The sequence below is a fragment of the Aliidongia dinghuensis genome, assembly GCF_014643535.1.
In the GTDB taxonomy this organism is placed as follows: Bacteria; Pseudomonadota; Alphaproteobacteria; order ATCC43930; family CGMCC-115725; genus Aliidongia; species Aliidongia dinghuensis.
Genome location: NZ_BMJQ01000023.1, coordinates 21,505 through 39,488, shown reverse-complemented (window position 1 = coordinate 39,488; position 17,984 = coordinate 21,505). Strand labels below are relative to the sequence as shown.

The 17,984-nt window shown below is 68.6% G+C and carries 17 protein-coding genes; 7 read left to right on the top strand and 10 right to left on the bottom strand.

Going from position 1 to position 17,984, the window contains the following annotated elements:
* The first annotated feature begins 84 nt into the window (after window positions 1-84).
* Window positions 85-2,871: an ATP-dependent DNA helicase gene (locus IEY58_RS30400; protein WP_189051937.1), complete on the top strand. Its 2,787-nt coding sequence runs from the start codon at window positions 85-87 to the stop codon at window positions 2,869-2,871.
* Between the two features lie 3 nt (window positions 2,872-2,874).
* Here the strand turns inward: IEY58_RS30400 and IEY58_RS30395 are convergent, their stop codons facing one another.
* The 4 genes from IEY58_RS30395 to IEY58_RS30380 all read right to left on the bottom strand — a co-directional run bounded on the left by IEY58_RS30395 (window position 2,875) and on the right by IEY58_RS30380 (window position 5,638).
* Window positions 2,875-3,087 (bottom strand): hypothetical protein, encoded by a 213-nt coding sequence (locus IEY58_RS30395; protein WP_189051936.1) that lies wholly within the window; start codon window positions 3,085-3,087, stop codon window positions 2,875-2,877.
* The gene (locus tag IEY58_RS30390; protein WP_189051935.1) at window positions 3,084-3,368 is read right to left on the bottom strand and encodes a plasmid mobilization protein; all 285 of its coding nucleotides are present in this window, start codon (window positions 3,366-3,368) and stop codon (window positions 3,084-3,086) included. The genes IEY58_RS30395 and IEY58_RS30390 overlap by 4 nt, the downstream gene beginning before the upstream one ends.
* A 92-nt stretch (window positions 3,369-3,460) precedes the next feature.
* Complete coding sequence (locus IEY58_RS30385; RefSeq protein ID WP_189051934.1) at window positions 3,461-4,267, bottom strand: mechanosensitive ion channel family protein; 807 nt, start codon at window positions 4,265-4,267, stop codon at window positions 3,461-3,463.
* 144 nt (window positions 4,268-4,411) lie between these two features.
* Window positions 4,412-5,638 (bottom strand): hypothetical protein, encoded by a 1,227-nt coding sequence (locus IEY58_RS30380; protein ID WP_189051933.1) that lies wholly within the window; start codon window positions 5,636-5,638, stop codon window positions 4,412-4,414.
* Window positions 5,639-5,709: 71 nt separating this feature from the next.
* Here IEY58_RS30380 and IEY58_RS30375 point away from each other — a divergent pair, with 71 nt between their 5' ends.
* A complete protein-coding gene (locus tag IEY58_RS30375; RefSeq protein WP_189051932.1) occupies window positions 5,710-6,114 on the top strand; it encodes a tellurite resistance TerB family protein in 405 nt (134 codons plus the stop codon).
* An 87-nt stretch (window positions 6,115-6,201) separates the two neighbouring features.
* Here the strand turns inward: IEY58_RS30375 and IEY58_RS30370 are convergent, their stop codons facing one another.
* The gene (locus IEY58_RS30370; protein ID WP_189051931.1) at window positions 6,202-7,107 is read right to left on the bottom strand and encodes a MarR family winged helix-turn-helix transcriptional regulator; all 906 of its coding nucleotides are present in this window, start codon (window positions 7,105-7,107) and stop codon (window positions 6,202-6,204) included.
* A gap of 278 nt (window positions 7,108-7,385) precedes the next feature.
* Here IEY58_RS30370 and IEY58_RS30365 point away from each other — a divergent pair, with 278 nt between their 5' ends.
* Complete coding sequence (locus tag IEY58_RS30365; protein ID WP_229744074.1) at window positions 7,386-8,471, top strand: COX15/CtaA family protein; 1,086 nt, start codon at window positions 7,386-7,388, stop codon at window positions 8,469-8,471.
* A 24-nt stretch (window positions 8,472-8,495) separates the two neighbouring features.
* On the opposite strand, the gene IEY58_RS30360 is transcribed toward IEY58_RS30365, so the two are convergent.
* Entirely contained in the window at window positions 8,496-10,664 is a 2,169-nt protein-coding gene (locus IEY58_RS30360) for a heavy metal translocating P-type ATPase (RefSeq protein WP_189051930.1), read from the bottom strand.
* 138 nt (window positions 10,665-10,802) lie between these two features.
* On the opposite strand from IEY58_RS30360, the gene IEY58_RS30355 reads away from it, so the two are divergent.
* From IEY58_RS30355 to coaA, 4 genes are all read left to right on the top strand, one after another.
* Complete coding sequence (locus IEY58_RS30355; RefSeq protein ID WP_229744073.1) at window positions 10,803-11,258, top strand: DoxX family protein; 456 nt, start codon at window positions 10,803-10,805, stop codon at window positions 11,256-11,258.
* A 121-nt stretch (window positions 11,259-11,379) separates the two neighbouring features.
* Window positions 11,380-11,895 carry a GNAT family N-acetyltransferase gene (locus IEY58_RS30350; RefSeq protein ID WP_189051928.1) on the top strand — a complete coding sequence of 172 codons (516 nt, stop codon included), beginning with the start codon at window positions 11,380-11,382 and terminating at the stop codon, window positions 11,893-11,895.
* Window positions 11,892-12,860: a ribose-phosphate pyrophosphokinase gene (locus IEY58_RS30345; RefSeq protein ID WP_189051927.1), complete on the top strand. Its 969-nt coding sequence runs from the start codon at window positions 11,892-11,894 to the stop codon at window positions 12,858-12,860. Before IEY58_RS30350 ends, IEY58_RS30345 begins: the two co-directional genes overlap by 4 nt.
* A gap of 183 nt (window positions 12,861-13,043) precedes the next feature.
* Window positions 13,044-14,015, top strand: coding sequence for a type I pantothenate kinase (gene coaA / locus IEY58_RS30340; protein ID WP_189051926.1), 972 nt, complete (start codon window positions 13,044-13,046; stop codon window positions 14,013-14,015).
* Window positions 14,016-14,473: 458 nt separating this feature from the next.
* Here the strand turns inward: coaA and IEY58_RS30335 are convergent, their stop codons facing one another.
* Genes IEY58_RS30335 through sdhC form a run of 4 tightly spaced genes read right to left on the bottom strand, consistent with a single transcriptional unit; the run spans window position 14,474 to window position 17,878 of the window.
* Window positions 14,474-15,256: a succinate dehydrogenase iron-sulfur subunit gene (locus tag IEY58_RS30335; protein WP_189051925.1), complete on the bottom strand. Its 783-nt coding sequence runs from the start codon at window positions 15,254-15,256 to the stop codon at window positions 14,474-14,476.
* 42 nt (window positions 15,257-15,298) lie between these two features.
* A complete protein-coding gene (sdhA, locus tag IEY58_RS30330) occupies window positions 15,299-17,089 on the bottom strand; it encodes a succinate dehydrogenase flavoprotein subunit (protein WP_189051924.1) in 1,791 nt (596 codons plus the stop codon).
* Window positions 17,090-17,096: 7 nt separating this feature from the next.
* Window positions 17,097-17,483, bottom strand: a complete 387-nt coding sequence (sdhD, locus tag IEY58_RS30325; RefSeq protein ID WP_189051923.1) for a succinate dehydrogenase, hydrophobic membrane anchor protein — start codon at window positions 17,481-17,483, stop codon at window positions 17,097-17,099.
* Window positions 17,483-17,878, bottom strand: a complete 396-nt coding sequence (sdhC, locus tag IEY58_RS30320; RefSeq protein WP_189051922.1) for a succinate dehydrogenase, cytochrome b556 subunit — start codon at window positions 17,876-17,878, stop codon at window positions 17,483-17,485. The genes sdhD and sdhC overlap by 1 nt, the downstream gene beginning before the upstream one ends.
* Window positions 17,879-17,984 lie beyond the last annotated feature (106 nt).

Genomic DNA, 17,984 nt, shown 5'->3' with positions numbered 1-17,984 from the left:
ACGAGGGGAACCGCGATTTCTGCAGCGGGCGGGCATGCCGTGCTTGCCGCGAGGGGGCCGGCCGGTCCTATAGTCGCGGCGATCATGACGTCCGCCGCTCCCTTGAAGCCGTCCCGCATCCTGGCGCCCGAAATCCCGGTGCTGGTGCTGGGCACGCGGCGCGCCGTCTGGCTCACGGCCGACGGCGAGATCGACACGCTCGACCTCCGGGCGGCCCAGCGCCGGGCGCGCGACGAGGCGCCGCTCGTGGCGCACGGCCGCGCCGTCGCCCGCCGGCTCGAGCTGCGCGATCTGCGCGCATTCGACGCGCTGGAGCTGTTTGCCTTCACCTGTCCCGGCCAATTCTGCCTGCCGACGCCGCGCGGCCTGATGATGGCACTGGGTCTCGGCCGCGCCGGCTCGCTCGAGGACCAGGCGATGGGCCTCGCCGACTCGGTGCCGGTCCTGCTCGATCGCATCCAGCGCCAAGCGACGCCGATCCTGGCCGAACTGGCGCAGCTGATGGCGGCGGGCGACTGGCCCTGGGGCCCAGCCGTGCTGGCGGCCCTGGGCGCCGCCCCCTTGCCGGGCCGGCCGCGCCGGCTCTCCGGCCTCGACATCTGGTCGCGCCTGCCGGAATGGGAGGAGGCGGGGCCGGTCGAGCCGCCGAGCCACTATCCGGTCGACCCGGCCGACGCGCGGGGCCGCTTGGCCGAGCTGGTCCAGGGCCGGGCGCGCCATGACGCCAGCTCAGCCAATGGCGCGCCCGCCGCTGAAGCGCGGCCGCAGCAGGCCGACTACGCGTCGGCGGTGAGCGCCGCCTTCGCGCCGAAAGCGGCGCCGGACGAGCCGAACCTGGTGCTGGCCGAGGCCGGCACCGGCGTCGGCAAGACCTTGGGCTACCTGGCGCCGGCCAGCCTCTGGGCCGAGCGCAACGGCGGCCCCGTCTGGGTCTCGACCTTTACGCGCAACCTGCAGACCCAGATCGACGGCGAGCTCGACCGGCTCTATCCCGATCCGCGGCTGAAAGCCGAGCGAGTCGTGCTCAGGAAGGGCCGCGAGAACTACTTGTGCCTCTTGAATTTCGAGGAGGCGGCGCAGACCGTGCTCGGCAACCCGGCGAACGCCGTCGGCCTCGGGCTCATGGCGCGCTGGGCGATGGCGACCAAGGACGGGGCGCTCGTCGGCGGCGATTTCCCGGGCTGGCTCGTCGACCTGATTGGCCGTGCCCAGAGCTTGGGCCTCGCCGACCGGCGCGGCGAATGCATCTATTCCGCCTGCCCGCATTATTCGCGCTGCTTCATCGAGCATTCGATCCGGCGGGCGCGGCGGGCCGACATCGTCGTCGCCAACCATGCGCTGGTGCTGGTCCAGGCGGCGCTCGGCGGGCTCGACGACGCGACCGTGCCGACGCGCTACGTGTTCGACGAGGGCCATCACCTGTTCGAGGCCGCGGACAGCGCCTTCTCGGCCCAGCTCTCGGGCCTGTCGGCGGCGGATCTCCGGCGCTGGATCCTGGGGGCCGAGGGCGGCGCCGGCCGCGCGCGCGGGATGCGCCGGCGCTATGAGGACCTGGTTGCGGGCGATGACGCCGCGACGGACGACCTGCAGGCGATCCTGGTCTCGGCCGCCGTGCTGCCGGGCGACGGCTGGCTGCATCGCCTGGCTGAGGGCGAGCCGCGCCACCCGATCGAGAAGTTCCTGGCGCTGGTGCGCCAGCAGGTGCTGGCCCGGGCGCAACGGCCCGAAGCGAACTACGACCTCGAAACGGAACGGCAGCCGGCGATTGAGGGCTTGGCCGAGGCGGCGCTGGAGGCGGACCAGGCGCTGGCCGGGCTCGAGGCGCCGATCCTGCGGCTGGTCAAGTATCTGGCCAAGCGCCTCGACGAGGAGGCGGAAGAGCTCGACACGGCAGTCCGCACCCGCATCGAGGCGGCGATCCGCAGCCTGGAACGGCGCGCGGTCATCACGCTCGCCGCCTGGCGCGCCATGCTCAAGGACCTGCCGCAGGCGACGCCCGAAGGCATGGTCGACTGGCTGTCGATCAGCCGGCAGGACGGGCGCGAGGTCGATGTCGGGCTGCACCGCCATTGGATCGACCCGACCGAGCCCTTCGCCAAGGCGGTCGTGACCCCGGCCCACGGCGTGGTCGTGACGTCGGCGACCTTGACCGACGGCACCGGCGATGCCGGTGTCGACTGGCAGGCGGCCGAGGCACGGACCGGCGCCGTCCATGTGGCCGCCCCGGCGATCCGCGCGCGCGTGCCGTCGCCGTTCGACTATGCCAACCAGACGCGCTGCCTGGTGGTGACCGACGTGCGCAAGGACGATCTCGACCAGGTCGCGGCCGCCTATCGCGAGCTGTTCCTGGCCGCGGGCGGCGGCGGGCTTGGCCTGTTCACGGCGATCTCGCGCCTCAAGGCCGTGCGCGAGCGCATCCTGGCGCCGCTCGACGATGCCGGCATCGAGCTCCTGTCGCAGCATGTCGACCCGGTCGACGTCGGCACGCTCATCGACATCTTCCGGGCGGAGGAGGACGCCTGCCTGCTCGGCACCGACGCGGTCCGCGACGGCGTCGACGTGCCGGGCCGCTCGCTCCGCCTGATCGTGTTCGACCGCGTGCCCTGGCCCCGGCCCGACATCTTGCACAAGGCCCGGCGCCAGGATTTCGGCTCGCGCGGCTACGACGACATGCTGACCCGCCTCAAGCTCCGCCAGGCGTTCGGCCGCCTGATCCGCCGTGCCGGCGACCAGGGCGTATTCGTGCTCCTGGACCCGATGATGCCCTCGCGCCTCTACGGCGCCTTCCCCGAGGGCGTCGACATCCGCCGCGTCGGTCTCAAGGAAGCGGTCGAGGAGACGAAATATTTCCTCCGGCCGGAGGCGGAGTGAGGATCACTTGTCGTCGCTCGGTGCCTTGCCGGCGATCCGCAGAACGGCCCCATCGGGCCGCGCGATTTCGATGATCGTCTCGACGCGCACGAGCCGGCGGTCGAGGTCCCGCACGTCCGTGGCCAGGCGCTCGACCGCAGCACCGACCGAGACGACCTTGCCGTTCAGCTCGATCGCGGTCTTGAGGCCGGCGAGGATATCTTTGATGGCACTCATGCGGCCGACCGGCCGCCGAGTTGGGTGCGCGTCTCCTCGATGCTGGCAAGCGCCCGATCCAGCGCCGCCGCTGCCTCGACGTTGCTCCGCTGCAGTTCGATCGCCAGGGCGGCAAGCTGGGTGAGCTCAGCCGCCCCATCGGGATCGAACGAATCGACGGACCGTCGCACATATTCGCCGACCGAAACGCCGGCGCCCTTCGCCTTTATCTCGAGCGCCACCTTCTCTGCCGGCGTCATCAGCACCGTGACCCGCTCGGTGGCGGCTTCCGACTGTTTCATGATGCACCATTATCATGCCCGTCGCATGATAATGGTATTGTCATGAACACTAATCAAGTCCCTGCGCTGTCCTGGCGAGCAAGAAACACGGATCACGCCGTGGGCGTCACCTTGGCCAGCTGGTCGTGGACCGTGCGGTAGAGGTCGCTCTTGACCTTGGGCACCTCGTCTTCGGCGACGGAGAATCCGAGGACGATCTCGAGCGCATTCTCGGTCGTGGTCCGATCGAGCAGCAGGGTCGGCGCCGGGTCCTTGAGCACGCGCGGGTGGGCTTCGGCCGCACCCAGCACGATGCCGGTCGCGGCCGCGAGGTCCGTCGCCTCGGGCACGCGGAAGCGGGCCTCGCCTGCGTGCGAGGTCACCGGATAATGGCTGAAGTTGCGGAGCGGCTGGCCCCAGACGCCGCTGTTCGGCACGATGACCTGCACCTTGTCGTCGGTCACGAGCTCGGTCCAGAACAGCGACAGTTCCTTGACCGTGCCGATGATGCCGCCGACCTGCACCTTGTGGCCGATGCGGAACGGCCGGAAGATCAGCAGCATGACGCCGGCCGCGAGGTTCGACAGCGTGCCTTGCAGCGCCAGGCCGACAGCGAGGCCGGCGGCGCCCAAGACCGCGACGAGGCTCGTTGTCTGGATGCCGAACTGCGACAGCACCGCCAGCACGGTGACGGTCAAGACCAGGTAGCGGACCAGGCTGCCGAAGAAGCTCTTCAGCATCGCGTCGAACTGCGGCGTCTTGCTGAGCGCGCGCACGACCCAGGTGTGGCAGCGGCCCGACAGCCACAGGCCGATGATCAGGATGACGATCGCGCCCAGCACGTTGAGGGCGTTCGAGACGATGAGCGGCAGCAACGTCTGGAAGCGGGCGTAGAGGTCGCTCGGGTTCACGTCCGGCATGGCTCTCTCTCGACATCTGGTGGGAAGGGCAGCCGACTGGGCCGGACCTATCTAAACGCGTGACGCCGCCCCTGCCAACAACGGCATTGCCCCCCATGCCTATTGTCTGGGCGCCTATCGCCCATCCACTTATCGCCCGCGCATCTATCGTTGGGCCAGCCGGTCGAGTGCCGCGCGCGCCATCGGCTCATCTGCCGGCAGCTTCCGCGCCTCAGCCGCGAGCCCGGCGCGAATGCGCGTCGGGTCGGGCAGGGGGCGGTCGGTCCAATAGCGCTTGCGCGGATCGAGGAAGCCCACCTCGTCCAGGAAAGCCGCGGTGAAATAGAGCGCATCCGGCCAGGATTCGCCGACGGCGCGGCTCTTGATCTCGCCATCGGGGCCGAGTGCGGTGCCGAGGCACCAGTCGAGCAGCTGGGCGATTTCGGCCGCGACGGCGTGCTGTCGCCCGGCGTCGAGCGCTGGCCAGCCTAGGCGGAACAGGGTCGCGACGTCGTAGTTGTTGTGGCTGGTCATGCCGGTGTCGTCGAGCCAGCCGTAGGGATACTGCGCATCCTTCATGGCGATCAGATGGTCGATGAGCGTCGGCCAATGGTCGATCTTGCCGTCGAGATAGCGAGCGATGTGGAAGGTGACGCTCAGGTCCGCCATGCGGACGGTGCGCTCGCCATCCCGGTAGCTCTCGCCGAAGAAGCCGGTCGAGGGATCCTGGGCCGCGGCAATGAAGCGGCGCACGACCGGTTCCAGATCATCGCGCCACGGATAGCCTGCGGGCTTGCGGCGCAGAATCAGGCGGACGAGATCGGCGCTCGCGATATTGAGCTCCTTGCGGCGGTCGACGCCGTCGCGCCGCAAGTCTGACTGCAGCAGGCCCGTGAGATAGGCGTCGAGCCGGGCCGGGTCGTTCACCCGGTCGAGGAGGCGCGGGTAGACCGGCATCGGCGCGCCGGACAGGAACCGGTCGGTCGAGGCGTCGAGCTTCCAGGCCCAATCCTCGACGCAGGGCCCGTAGCTGCCGTCGGCATCCTGCACGCTGCCGGCCGGATTGACGGCCGCCGCAGCGCGTTCGCGAAGCCGGTCGCGGGCGTGCTCCGCCCGTGCCACGTCGCTGGTCGAGGCCAGGAGCCAGCGCAGTTCGGTGACCGCCTGGCGCAGGCAACTGCGGTCGGCGCCGGCCTGCTCCTCGGCATCGAGTCGCACTTCGAGCGCTACGATCTCCGGCTTCATCGCCTTGCGCAGAGCGCGCATCTCGGGAAAGGCCTGGGCCAGCACCGCCTGCGGGTCGAACGTCTCGGCCCGGGCCAGTGCCGTCGTCGAGAACGCCACCGCCGAGAACGCAGTCGCCAGGACCACGAGGAGGGGCCGTCGCCACAAGTGCCTTGTTCCCGTCACCATCGCCGCGTATTCAGGCAGGACGGTTTCGTCTGCCAGAAGGACATGTTTCCATGATCGATCATCACGCGGCCCTGATCCAGACGATGTTCCTGGTCTCCGCCGCCGATGCGGACATGACTGACGCCGAGCTCGGCATCATCGGCGAAGTCGTCAGCTTTCTGCCAGTCTTCCGTGGGTACGACAATTCCAAGCTCGGTGCCACGCTCGAGGAATGCGCCAAGTTCCTGGGCCAGGATGACGGCTTGGAGCTGGCGCTGAAGCAGATCCGCGAGTCCCTGCCGCCGAAGCTCAGGGAGACGGCTTATGCGATCGCCTGCGACGTGGTCGCGGTCGATGGCGAGGCGACGCAGGAGGAGCTGCGCATCCTCGAGCTGCTGCGCCATCGCCTGGGCATCGACCGCCTGGTCGCCGCCGGCATCGAGCGCGGCGCGCGGGCGCGGTTCATGACGATCTGAACCCGTGCCGATCCGGACCTGATCGATCCGGATCGACACCTCTGCCCGGGGGCTGACCCCGTACCCGTTCCGCGTACCCGTTCCGCGTCAGGCGGCCGGCGACGTCTTTTGACGGGCCGGCCGCTTTTTCTTGGCGGCTGCCGTTTTGGTCGTCGCTGCTTTGGCCGCCGGCTTGGATGCGGCGGTTTTACGCCGCGCCGTTTTGGCCGGTGCAGTCTTGGCGCCCGTCGTTTTGGCCGATGTCGTTTTGGTCGGCGTTTCCGCTGCCGTCGTCTTGGCTGCGGTCGTCTTGGCCGGCGTCGCTTTGGCTGCCGCCGTTTTGGCCTCTGCCGCTTTGGCGGGCGTTGCCTTGGCCGCGGCCGCCTTGGGCGTCGTGGCTTTGGTTGGCGGGGCTTTTGATGACGGGGCTTTGGCCGGCGCAGTTTTGGCTGCTGCAGTTTTGGCGGGCGCAGTCTTGGTTGGCGTCGGGGCCGGCTCCGGGGCGGGTTCCGGGGCAGGGGCCTCCGCCGTCGCGGGCGAGGGACCAAGTCCGGCCAGGCGCTGCTTGCGCCAGAGCCGCCGCATGGCCTTCAGGAACCGTTCCTCGCGCCGGCCCAGCACGTCGAAGAACTCCGTGTCGACCGCGGCGACGAGCGGCAGAGCGGCCGCCAGCCGCTTGCGGCCCTCGGCCGTCAGGCTCAGGAGCCGCGAGCGCGTGTCGGCCTGGTTGCGCTCGCGCGTCACGAGGCCGGAGGTCTCAAGCGTGCGCAGCACCTGGGACGTCATCATCGGATCGGCGCCCAGCGCGTGCGCCAGCGCCGCCTGGCTGACCGTGGGCCCTTCGGCAAGCTTATCCTTGAGGCCGGACAGCAGTACGACCTGGACGTAGGTCAGGCCGGTTGGCGCCAGAGCCGCCCTGACCGCGCGTTGCCAGCCGTTGGTCACCTGCCACAGCATGAAGCCTGGACCAAGGGGCGCTGGCCCGCTTTCCGCAGGCTCATCGATTGCGCTCATGGGACGCACTCCTCTCAACAGAACGCGTTAGAGCACTATGCGCGCAGAGTTTGGCAGGCCGCTAGGAAATTTCCACTCCATCCCTTCGTTTCTGAAGATCATCTGCTAACGATCTGATTGTGCACGGGCTTGTCTCGATCGACCGGGGCGGGAAACGGCAGGCTTTCGGCCGGTGGGGCGAGGGGCTCCAGGGGGCGGTGCGACAAAGCACTTGCAAGCGAGCCTGACGGACATAAGATCGCACGCCTCTTCCGTCGGAACAGATTTCGAGGCTGCCCTTGAGCATCGCTGCTACCGCCGTGCCGGTTCGCAAGACGGCGACGGACCGTGTGGTCGCCTACTGGCTGATTGCAACGGCCGTGATGATTTTGCTGATGGTGGTGATCGGCGGCGTCACGCGTCTCACCGAGTCCGGCCTGTCCATCACCGAATGGAAGCCGGTGACGGGCACGCTGCCGCCGTTGAGCGAGGCGGCCTGGACCGACGCGTTCGCGAAGTATCAGCAGATCCCGGAATACCGCGAGATCCACCACGGCATGACGCTTGCGGAGTTCAAGGGCATCTTCTTCTGGGAATATGCGCATCGGCTATGGGGCCGGCTCATCGGCCTGGTGGCGCTCGTGCCGCTGGTCCTGTTCCTGGTGCAGGGGCGCATCAAGGGTGCCGACGTGCCGTTCCTCGTCGCCGTGCCGTTCCTGGTGGGGCTCCAGGGGGCCCTCGGCTGGTACATGGTCGAAAGCGGCCTCGCGGTCCGCACCAGCGTCAGCCAGTACCGCCTGACTGCGCATCTGATGCTGGCGGTGGCGATCTACGGCTATCTCATCTGGATCGCAGCCGACATTTTGAGGCGTGAGCCGCTCTGGCTCGACGGCGCACGGCTGCGTACGTTCCGTCGGGTGGCGCGCGGCATTCTGGCGCTGGTGACGCTGACCATGATCGCCGGCGGCTTCACGGCGGGCCTCAAGGCGGGGCTTACCTACAATACCTTCCCGCTGATGGACGGGCGGATCGTGCCGGAGGGATATCTCCAGCTCGATCCGTGGTGGCTGAACCTGTTCGAGAATATCGCGACGGTGCAGTTCGACCATCGCCTGCTTGCCATCACCACCTTCTGCGCCATCCTCGCCTTCTGGCTCGCGGCTCGCGGCCAGTGTGTGCCGCGCAGCGTGCGCACGCCCCTGAACCTGCTGATGCTGATGGCTTGCATCCAGGTGGCGCTCGGCATCTCGACCTTGCTCCTGGTCGTGCCGGTGCCGCTTGCCGCTACGCACCAGGCCGGGGCCGTGCTGCTGTTCACCTGCGCGCTCCTGACGCTGCATGGGCTCAAGGAGCCGCGCGGCGCCCGAAAACCCGTACAGAACTAGAAGCCGGTGCAGACCTAGCGGCGCTCAGGCTCTCGGCCGCCAGCGGGCGAGGCGCAGCGCGTTCGTCACGACGGCGACGCTCGAGCAGGCCATGGCCGCCGCGGCCAGGGTCGGGCTGAGCAAGCCCGCGGCGGCGAGCGGGATGCCGATCACGTTGAAGCCGAAGGCCCAGCCCAGGTTCTGCCGGATTACCGCCCAGCTCGCGCGCGACAGCGCCAGGAGGTCGGCCACGCGCGCCGGGTCACCGCCGCGGATGGAGGCGCCGGCCGCGGCGACAGCGACGTCGGTGCCGGCGTCGACCGCGATGCCAAGCGTTGCCTGGGCCAGGGCCGGGGCATCGTTGATGCCGTCGCCGACCATGGCGATTGCGCGGCCTTGCCGTTGCCAGTCCGCGATCGCCGCGGTCTTGTCGGCCGGCAGCAGGCGTGCACGGACCTCGTCGATGCCGACTGCCCGCGCGGCCGCGGCCGCGCTGCCGGCCGTGTCGCCGGTCAGGAGCGCGACCTCGACGCGCATTGCCCGCAGCCGTGCAACGGCCGACGCGGCCTGTGCGCGCACCTGGTCGGTGAAGCCGAACAGCGCCAGCGGTGCCCGGTCGCTTTGCCGGACGAGCCAGGAGAGCGTGCGGCCGTCGGCCTCGAGGCGGGCTGCCGCTTCGGCCAGCACCGCGGGCGGCGCGCCCTCCAGCAGCCGAGCGGTGCCGACCGCGTAGGCCTCTCCGTCGATCTCGGCCGCGACGCCGATGCCGGGCAGGGCACGGAAGTTGCCGATCTCGGGGGCAGCAAGGCCGCGCTCGCCGAGTGCCGCGACGAGGGCTTGGCCCAGCGGGTGCTCGCTGCCGTCCTGGAGTGCCGCGGCGCGGCGGAGGGCCGTGGCCGCGTCGCCGTCCGCGGCCAGGATCTCGGTCAGGACCGGCTTGCCCTCGGTCAGCGTGCCGGTCTTGTCGAAGGCAACCAGGTCGATGCGGTGCGCCGCTTCGAGCGCCGCCGGGTCCTTGAGCAGGATGCCGCGCCGCGCCGCACTGCCAAAGGCGGCGACGAGGGCCGCGGGTGTCGCGAGGCCGAGCGCGCAGGGGCAGGCGATCACCCAGACCGCGACGCCACGCAGCACCGCGATGGACGGCGCCGCCCCCGCGAGGGCCCAGCCGAGCATGGTCGCGAGCCCGATCACCAGCACCGCCGGCACGAAGACGCGGCTCACCCGGTCGACCAGGCGCTGGACCGGTGCCTTGGTCGCTTCCGCGGCCTCGACCTGGGCCAGGATGCGGCCCAGCGCCGATTGCCGGCCGAGTGCGGTCACCTCGATGGTGAGCGCGCCGTCGAGCGCCAGCGCGCCGGCCACGACCGTGTCGCCCGGGCCGCGCTCGACCGGATGGCTCTCGCCAGTCAGCACCGCCTCGTCGAGCCCGGCGCGGCCGTCGCGCACGATGCCATCGGCCGGCAGCCGCTCGCCTGGCCGGACGCGGATCAGGTCGCCGAGCCGGAGGGCCTCGACCGGCCGCTCGACCTCCCGGCCGTCCTCGATCACGCTGGCGGTCGAGGGGCGCAAGGCCGCGAGCGCGGTCACCGCGTCGCGCGTATGGCGCTTCGCCCGGGCCTCCAGATGCTTGCCCAGGAGCACGAAGGCAACGATCGCCGCGGCCGGCTCCAGGTAAAGCTCGGGCGTGGCGCCGGCCGGCGCGGTCGCGAGATTGTAGAGGCTCAGCACCCAGGCGGCGCTGCTGCCGAGCACGACCAGCTGGTCCATGTTGCCGTCGCCGGAGCGAAGTGCCGCCCAGGCCGCGCGGTAGAAATGCCGGCCGAACCACAGCTGCACCGGTGCGGCGAGCGCAATGCCAAGCGGGATCGGCAGCATGAGCGTGATGCCGAACGGCTGGAGCAGCATCGGCAGCAGCAGCGGGGCGGTAAAAAGACAGGCGAGGATGACCGGTAGGGCCTGCGGTCCCGCCGGTGCTGCAACCGAATCGGCGCGCGGTGCGGCGCCGTAGCCTGCCTTTACGACGGCGGCGATGAGCGCATCCGTGGGGGCCGCGGCCGAGACCAGTGCCTCCTCCGTCGCGAGATTGACGGTGACGCTCTCGACGCCGGGCACGCGCTTCAGCGCCCGCTCGACGCGGCCGGCGCAGGAGGCGCAGGTCATGCCGGTGATGGCAAGGCGCAGCGGGGCGGCGGTCGGGGTAGCAGTCACGGTCATGGCAGGGGCATCCGAATTCATCCGGCCTGAGACATGGGGTCTCCCATCATGGGAAGGTCAAGGGTGGGCTGGCTAAATTCGAGCGGGTTGCGGTAAGTTTCGTGCCGCTTGCAACTTCTTCGAGACGGAGACATGGGGATGAATCATCCGAAGCGGGTCGTCGGCTTCGTCGGACCGATCTACGACGCGCTGCAGGGGGCGAGCTACCCGTTGATGCGGATGGTGACCGGCCTGTTCCTGCTGCCGCATGGCGCACAGAAACTGTTCGGCCTGTTCGGCGGCGACATCAGCAAGACGGCCGGCTTCTTCGCGAAGGTCGGGATCGAGCCGGCGCTGCCGCTCGCCTATGTCACGGGCACGGTCGAGTTCTTCGGCGGCCTGTTCCTGGTGCTGGGCCTGTTCACCCGCATCGCGGCCGCCGGCGTCGCGATCATGATGGCGGTGGCAATCCTGTCGGTGCATCTCGCCAACGGCTATTTCTGGACCTCGGGCGGCTATGAATATCCGCTGATGTGGGCGCTGCTGGCGCTCGCCATCTTCATCCACGGCGGCGGCCGCTTCTCGCTCGATCGGGTCATCGGCTACGAGTTCTGAGCCGCATATAGCGCCAAGATGCATAACTGGCCTGTCGGGGGGCGGCCTGTCGAGAGGTGATTGGGCGGAGCCCTGATGCTATATCCGCCCGATCGTTCGACAGGTTGCCCGTGTTGGGGACATGACCCAGAGTTTCGCCACCCGGTTCATTACCGAGGAAGACGGCCGGCCCCTGCGCTGGACCTATCTTCGACCGGGCATGCCCAGGGGCGGCTCGGTCTATGACCAGGCGGCCGATGCGTTCCATGTCGGGGTGTTCGCCCTGGTCTCAAGCGCTCCCGGTTCCAGCGAAGGCGAGACGCTGGTCGGCTCCGCCTCGCTGCTGCTGGAGGACCAGGCTGGTGGCGTGACACCCGGCGTCTGGCGCCTGCGCGGCATGATCACCCATCCCGACTGGCGCGGCCGCGCGGTCGGCAGCCAGGCGCTCGCCTTCGCGCTCGATGAGCTCGACCGGCGCGGTGCCTCTCTCGTCTGGTGCGACGGCCGGACCACGGCCCTCGCCTTTTATCGACGCCATGGCTTCGAGCCGGTCGGCGCGGAGTTCGAGACTCCCGGCACCGGCCCGCACTATCGTCTCGTCCGCCCGCTGGGGTGTACCCCTTCGCCGCAGGTCGGCGCGCCAGAGGAACCGAAATGAAGATCGTCATCGGCACCGCCCATCCGGAGCTTGGACGGGACGTCTTGAAGGCGCTCGACCTGCCGCCGGTCGAGGCGGTGATCAAGCGCTTCGCCGATCAGGAGCTGTTCGCCGAGATCCACGAGAACGTGCGCGGCGAGGATGTCTACGTCATCCAGCCGACGTCGCGGCCGACCAGCGACAACCTGATGGAGCTCCTGATCCTGGCCGACACGCTGAAACGCAGCTCGGCGCGCCAGATCACGGCGGTCATCCCCTATTTCGGCTATGCGCGCCAGGATCGCAAGACAGGCTCGCGCACGCCGATCTCGGCCAAGCTCGCCGCCAACATGATCGCGGCCTCGGGCGTCGACCGGGTGCTGACCCTCGACCTGCATGCGGGCCAGATCCAGGGCTTCTTCGACATCCCGCTCGACCATCTCGAGGCGGTGCCGCTGTTCGCGGCCGAGATCCAGCGCATGTGGGGCATGGCGGTCGACGGCATCTCGATCGTCTCGCCCGACATCGGCGGCGTGGTCCGGGCCCGGCGGCTCTTGGGCAAGCTCGCGAACGACGCCGGCCCCGCGCGCAAGCCGCAGGACCTGGCGATCATCGACAAGCGCCGCCCGCAGGCCGGCGTCAGCGAGGTCATGAACATCATCGGCGAGGTCGAAGGCCGGCACTGCATCATGATCGACGACATCGCCGACACCGCCGGCACGCTGTGCAACGCCGCGGCGGCGCTGATCGATGCCGGCGCCAAGTCGGTCATCGCCTGCATCACCCATGCCGTGCTGTCGCCCGGCGCCATCGAGCGCATCGAGAATTCCAAGCTCGACGCGCTCATCGCGACCGACAGCATCCGCCCGACCGCGGAAGAGGCCGAGAGCACGAAGATCCGGCGGCTCTCGATCGCAGGGCTGCTCGCCGATGCGATCCGCGAGATCGACAGCGACGGCTCGGTCTCGATGCTGAATTTGCGCTAACGACTAAATGCCGTCGTTACCGCGCAGGTGGGGATGACGGGAAAGGTGGGAGCGCCGCTATATCGACTCGCCCGCCGTTCAACCCCGTGAAATGCCGACCCGATCTGCAACATGAGTCGGGACAAGCGCCCGTTTGCGATGCAATATGACGGCTCTGTTGCCGCGATCACGGGCAGTTCCTTGATGTCCTCCGCTGCTCTCGCGCTGCCGCGCGATACCTTGCCACCCAGCTCGTACGACCGGTTCGACCGGGCGGAATGGGCGAAGCTCCGGTCATCGACGCCGCTGACGCTCGACGAGGCCGATCTCGCGCGCCTGCGCGGCATCAATGATGCGCTGTCACTCGACGAGGTGGAGGCGATCTATCTGCCGCTGTCGCGTCTTCTGAACCTGCATGTCTCGGCGATCCAGGACCTGCAGCGGGTCAAGGAGAGCTTCCTCGGCCAGGACGTGCGGCCATCGACCTATATCATCGGCATCGCCGGGTCCGTCGCCGTCGGCAAGAGCACGACCGCGCGCATCCTGCAGGCCTTGCTCTCGCGCTGGCCGAACCATCCCAAGGTCGACCTGGTGACGACCGACGGCTTCCTCTACCCGAACGCCGTGCTCGAGGCGCGCGGCCTCATGCGCCGCAAGGGTTTCCCCGAAAGCTACGACACCAAGCGTCTCCTGGAGTTCGTGACGCGCCTCAAGGCCGGTGCCCGGCGCCTCGCCGTGCCGACCTACTCGCACCAGACCTACGACATCGTGCCGAACGCGACCCATGTCGTGGCGCGGCCGGACATCCTGATTTTGGAAGGCCTGAACGTGCTGCAGGGCGGCGACAGCCAGGGCACGAAGCCGTCGCGCCTGTTCGTCTCCGACTTCTTCGATTTCTCGCTCTACGTCGACGCGGGCGAGGACCAGCTCGAGCAGTGGTATCTGGAGCGCTTCGCGCGGCTCCGCGAGACCGCGTTCAACGACCCGCGCGCCTATTTCCGCTTCTACGCCGAAATGCCGAAGGAGCAGGCGCTCGCCCGGGCGTCCGAGATCTGGCGCGACATCAACCTCGTCAACCTGCGCCAGAACATCGCGCCGACCCGTAGCCGGGCCAATCTGGTGCTGCGCAAGAGCCGCGACCATTCGGTCGAAGAGGTCTGGCTGCGCAAGAGCTGACGTGCGGCTCGTGAAGCAGCGCGGCTAAAGCAGGTAGTCGATCAGGATGATGAGGCCGATGCCGGTTGCCATGACGAGGCAGCCGAGCACGGTGGCGATGAGCGCGAAGGCGCGCTGGCGTTCCGAGTTCCTCATGGCACGGCCACCCGGGTCCGCTTGCCCGAGGTGGCTTGGCTGCGACAGATCGGCGACGTCCCAGTCATCGTCCTCCGTCCGGACCTGGTTGCGTGGCGGTGGGGACCACTCGAAACGCCAACATGTCCGCGAAATGTAAATTCTCGATTGAGAATAGGCCGCGCGCTCGGCCTGCTCAACAATATCTTGTGGCGATATGGTTAAGATCGGGGAGATGTGGTTTCTGGTGCGGTTTCCTGGAAACGGAGCGTCTCAAAACGACGAAGGCCCGGTCTCTGCCGAGACCGGGCCTTGTTTCATGAAGGGCCGCCGAGTGGGCTCAGTCAGGCAAACTTGCGCTGGACCATCAGCTTCTTGATCTCGCCGATCGCCTTGGCCGGGTTCAAGCCCTTGGGGCAGGTCCGGGTGCAGTTCATGATCGTGTGGCAGCGGTAGAGCTTGAACGGGTCCTCGAGCTCGTCGAGACGCTCGCCGGTGCGCTCGTCACGGCTGTCCGCGATCCAGCGGTAGGCCTGCAGCAGGATGGCGGGCCCGAGATACCGCTCGCCATTCCACCAGTAGCTGGGGCAGCTGGTCGAGCAGCAGAAGCACAGGATGCATTCCCACAGGCCCTCGAGCTTGTCGCGCTCCTCGACCGACTGCAGCCGCTCGCGCGTCGGCGCCTGGCTGTCGGCCTGCAGGTACGGCTTGATCGAGCGGTACTGGGCATAGACGTGGGTCAGGTCCGGCACCAGGTCCTTCACCACCGGCATGTGCGGCAGCGGGTAGATCTTGACGTCGCCCTTGCAGTCCTCGATCGGCTTCAGGCACGCGAGCGTGTTGGTGCCGTCGATGTTCATGGCGCAGGAGCCGCAGATGCCCTCGCGGCACGAACGCCGGAACGTCAGGGTCGTGTCGGTCTCGTTCTTGATCTTGATGAGCGCGTCCAGCACCATCGGGCCGCAGGCGTCGAGATCGACCTCGTAGGTGTCGATCGACGGGTTCTGGCCGTCGTCCGGGCTCCAGCGGTAGATCTTGAACGAGCGCACGCGCTTGGCGCCGGCCGGCGCCTTGAACGAGCGGCCTTCCTTGACCTTCGAATTGGCCGGCAGAGAAAATTCAGCCATCGGAGATGGTCCCTTTCTAATCGTCCGGTTGGGTCCGCGCCGTTAGTAGACGCGCGCCTTGGGCGGGAAGACCTCGACCTCGTTGGTCAGCGTGTAGAGATGCACCGGCCGGTAGTCGATGGCGACGGCGTTCTTCTCGTCGAGCCAGGCGACCGTGTGCTTCATCCACTCCTTGTCGTCGCGGCTCGGGAAATCCTCCTGCGCATGGGCGCCGCGGCTTTCCTTGCGATTGGCCGCCGAATGGAGGGTCACGACCGCCTGGCTCAAGAGGTTGTCGAGCTCGAGCGCTTCGACCAGGTCCGTGTTCCAGACCATCGACCGGTCGGTGACCGAGAGATCGGCCATCTTGCTGGCGATCTCGTGAATCTTCTGGACGCCTTCCTCCAGCACCTGGGTGGTGCGGAACACCGCGCAGTTGTTCTGCATGGTCTTCTGCATGGCGAGCCGGATCTCGGCCGGCTTCGTCTTGCCCGCGGCATGGCGGATGCGGTCGAGCCGGGCCACCGCCGCGTCGCCGGCATCATCCGGCAACCGCTTGTGCGGCGCGTTGGGCTTCACGATCTCGGCCGCGCGATGGGCGGCGGCACGGCCGAACACCACGAGGTCCAGGAGTGAATTGGTGCCGAGGCGGTTGGCGCCATGGACCGAGACGCAGGCCGCCTCGCCGATCGCCATCAGGCCCGGGACGATCGCATCCGGATTGTCCGCCGTCGGGCGGATGACCTCGCCGTGATAGTTCGTCGGCACGCCGCCCATGTTGTAGTGCACGGTCGGCAGCATCGGGATCGGCTCGCGGGTCACATCCACGCCGGCGAAGATCTTCGCCGTTTCCGAGATGCCGGGCAGGCGCTCGTGCAGCACCTTCGGGTCCAGGTGCTCGAGATGGAGCAGGATATGATCCTTCTCCGGCCCGCAGCCGCGGCCCTCGCGGATCTCGAGCGTCATGGCGCGGCTCACCACGTCGCGCGACGCCAGGTCCTTGGCCGACGGCGCGTAGCGCTCCATGAAGCGCTCGCCCTCGGAATTGGTGAGATAGCCGCCTTCGCCGCGCGCACCCTCGGTCACGAGGCAGCCCGCGCCGTAGATGCCGGTCGGGTGGAACTGCACGAACTCCATGTCCTGGAGCGGCAGGCCGGCGCGGAGCGCCATGGCGTTGCCGTCGCCGGTGCAGGTATGCGCCGAGGTGCAGGAGAAATAGGCACGGCCGTAGCCGCCGGTCGCGAGCACGACCTCATGGGCGCGGAAGCGGTGCAGCGTGCCCTCGGCCAGGTCCCAGGCCATGACGCCGCGGCAGGCGCCTTCCTCGTCCATGATCAGGTCGAGCGCGAAATATTCGACGAAGAACTCGGCGTTGTGCTTCAGGCACTGCTGATAGAGCGTGTGGATGATGGCGTGGCCGGTCCGGTCGGCGGCGGCGCAGGCGCGCTTCGCCATGGCCTTGCCGTACTCGGTCGTGTGGCCGCCGAACGGGCGCTGATAGATCTTGCCATCGGGCGTGCGCGAGAAGGGCACGCCGAAATGCTCGAGCTCGATGATCGCCGGGATGGCCTCGCGGCACATGTACTCGATCGCGTCCTGGTCGCCCAGCCAGTCCGACCCCTTGACGGTGTCGTACATGTGCCAGCGCCAGTCGTCGTCGCCGAGGTTGCCCAAGGCCGCCGAGATGCCGCCCTGGGCCGCCACCGTGTGGCTGCGCGTCGGGAACACCTTGGTGATGCAGGCGGTCTTCAAGCCGGCCGCGGTCATGCCGAGCGTCGCGCGCAGGCCGGCGCCGCCGGCGCCCACGACGACGACGTCGTAGGCGTGGTCGATGATCTTGTAGGACTGGGCCATGGTCCTCTCAGCCTCCGAAAGCGATGCGCAGCACGGCGAACACGCCGACGACGCCCAGGAGGACGCAGCCGAACTTCACGACGACGAGGGCCGCGAGCTTCTGCCATTCGACGTGGACGTAATCCTCGATGACGACCTGCAGGCCGTGGGCCATGTGCCAGAACGTCACCGCGATGGTGATGGTGAGCAGGACCGCCGGCACGGGGCTCGCGACCCAGGCGGCGAAGCTCTCGTAGTCGGCGCCGGCATTGGCGATGACGGAGGCGGCGAACCAGAGCGACAGCGGGATGAGGGCGAGCGACGACAGCCGCATCACCCACCATTCCTTGGCACCCTCGCGTGCGGAGCCGAGGCCGCGGGCGCTGCCCAGCGGCGAGCGCATCTTTTCAGCCATTACTTGCCTCCCCAGGAGCTGAGGCCGGCGATCCATGCGACGATGGTGAGAACGGCGGTGGCGATCAGCACCCAGCGGCCGGACTTGTAGGTCGCGTCGAGCGTGAAGCCGTAGCCCGCGTCCCAGAACAGGTGCCGGATGCCGTTGGCCAGATGGTAGAACAGCGAGATCGACCAGCCGAACAGGACGAGGATGCCGAGCCAGGAGCCGGCAAAGCCCTGAAACACCGCGTAGGCGTCGGGGCCGCTCGCCGCGGCCAGCAACTGCCAGACCAGATAGAGCGATCCCACGCTCAGCGCGATCCCCGCGGCGCGATGGCTGATCGACAGGACGGATGTAAGCTGCGGCTTGTACACCTGCAGGTGAGGCGACAAGGGGCGATTTGCGGTCGGCATGGGAACGCCTCGTAAAGTGAAGCCTTCAGAGGTCTCTCAGAACGTGCGGGCACAAGGCCGAACGCACTGCAGCGAGACATAAAGCGGGGTCCGGACCAAGTCAATC

What these genes read in the sequence shown, in the direction of transcription:
- IEY58_RS30345 (WP_189051927.1), top strand. Translation starts at nt 11,892, where the DNA reads ATGAAGATCGTCATCGGCACCGCCCATCCGGAGCTTGGACGGGACGTC.
- IEY58_RS30385 (WP_189051934.1), bottom strand. Translation starts at nt 4,267, where the DNA reads ATGCCGGACGTGAACCCGAGCGACCTCTACGCCCGCTTCCAGACGTTG.
- IEY58_RS30335 (WP_189051925.1), bottom strand. Translation starts at nt 15,256, where the DNA reads ATGGCTGAATTTTCTCTGCCGGCCAATTCGAAGGTCAAGGAAGGCCGC.
- IEY58_RS30400 (WP_189051937.1), top strand. Translation starts at nt 85, where the DNA reads ATGACGTCCGCCGCTCCCTTGAAGCCGTCCCGCATCCTGGCGCCCGAA.
- IEY58_RS30370 (WP_189051931.1), bottom strand. Translation starts at nt 7,107, where the DNA reads ATGAGCGCAATCGATGAGCCTGCGGAAAGCGGGCCAGCGCCCCTTGGT.
- sdhD (WP_189051923.1), bottom strand. Translation starts at nt 17,483, where the DNA reads ATGGCTGAAAAGATGCGCTCGCCGCTGGGCAGCGCCCGCGGCCTCGGC.
- IEY58_RS30375 (WP_189051932.1), top strand. Translation starts at nt 5,710, where the DNA reads ATGATCGATCATCACGCGGCCCTGATCCAGACGATGTTCCTGGTCTCC.
- IEY58_RS30360 (WP_189051930.1), bottom strand. Translation starts at nt 10,664, where the DNA reads ATGACCGTGACTGCTACCCCGACCGCCGCCCCGCTGCGCCTTGCCATC.
- coaA (WP_189051926.1), top strand. Translation starts at nt 13,044, where the DNA reads ATGTCCTCCGCTGCTCTCGCGCTGCCGCGCGATACCTTGCCACCCAGC.
- sdhA (WP_189051924.1), bottom strand. Translation starts at nt 17,089, where the DNA reads ATGGCCCAGTCCTACAAGATCATCGACCACGCCTACGACGTCGTCGTC.
- IEY58_RS30390 (WP_189051935.1), bottom strand. Translation starts at nt 3,368, where the DNA reads ATGAAACAGTCGGAAGCCGCCACCGAGCGGGTCACGGTGCTGATGACG.
- IEY58_RS30350 (WP_189051928.1), top strand. Translation starts at nt 11,380, where the DNA reads ATGACCCAGAGTTTCGCCACCCGGTTCATTACCGAGGAAGACGGCCGG.
- sdhC (WP_189051922.1), bottom strand. Translation starts at nt 17,878, where the DNA reads ATGCCGACCGCAAATCGCCCCTTGTCGCCTCACCTGCAGGTGTACAAG.
- IEY58_RS30395 (WP_189051936.1), bottom strand. Translation starts at nt 3,087, where the DNA reads ATGAGTGCCATCAAAGATATCCTCGCCGGCCTCAAGACCGCGATCGAG.
- IEY58_RS30355 (WP_229744073.1), top strand. Translation starts at nt 10,803, where the DNA reads ATGAATCATCCGAAGCGGGTCGTCGGCTTCGTCGGACCGATCTACGAC.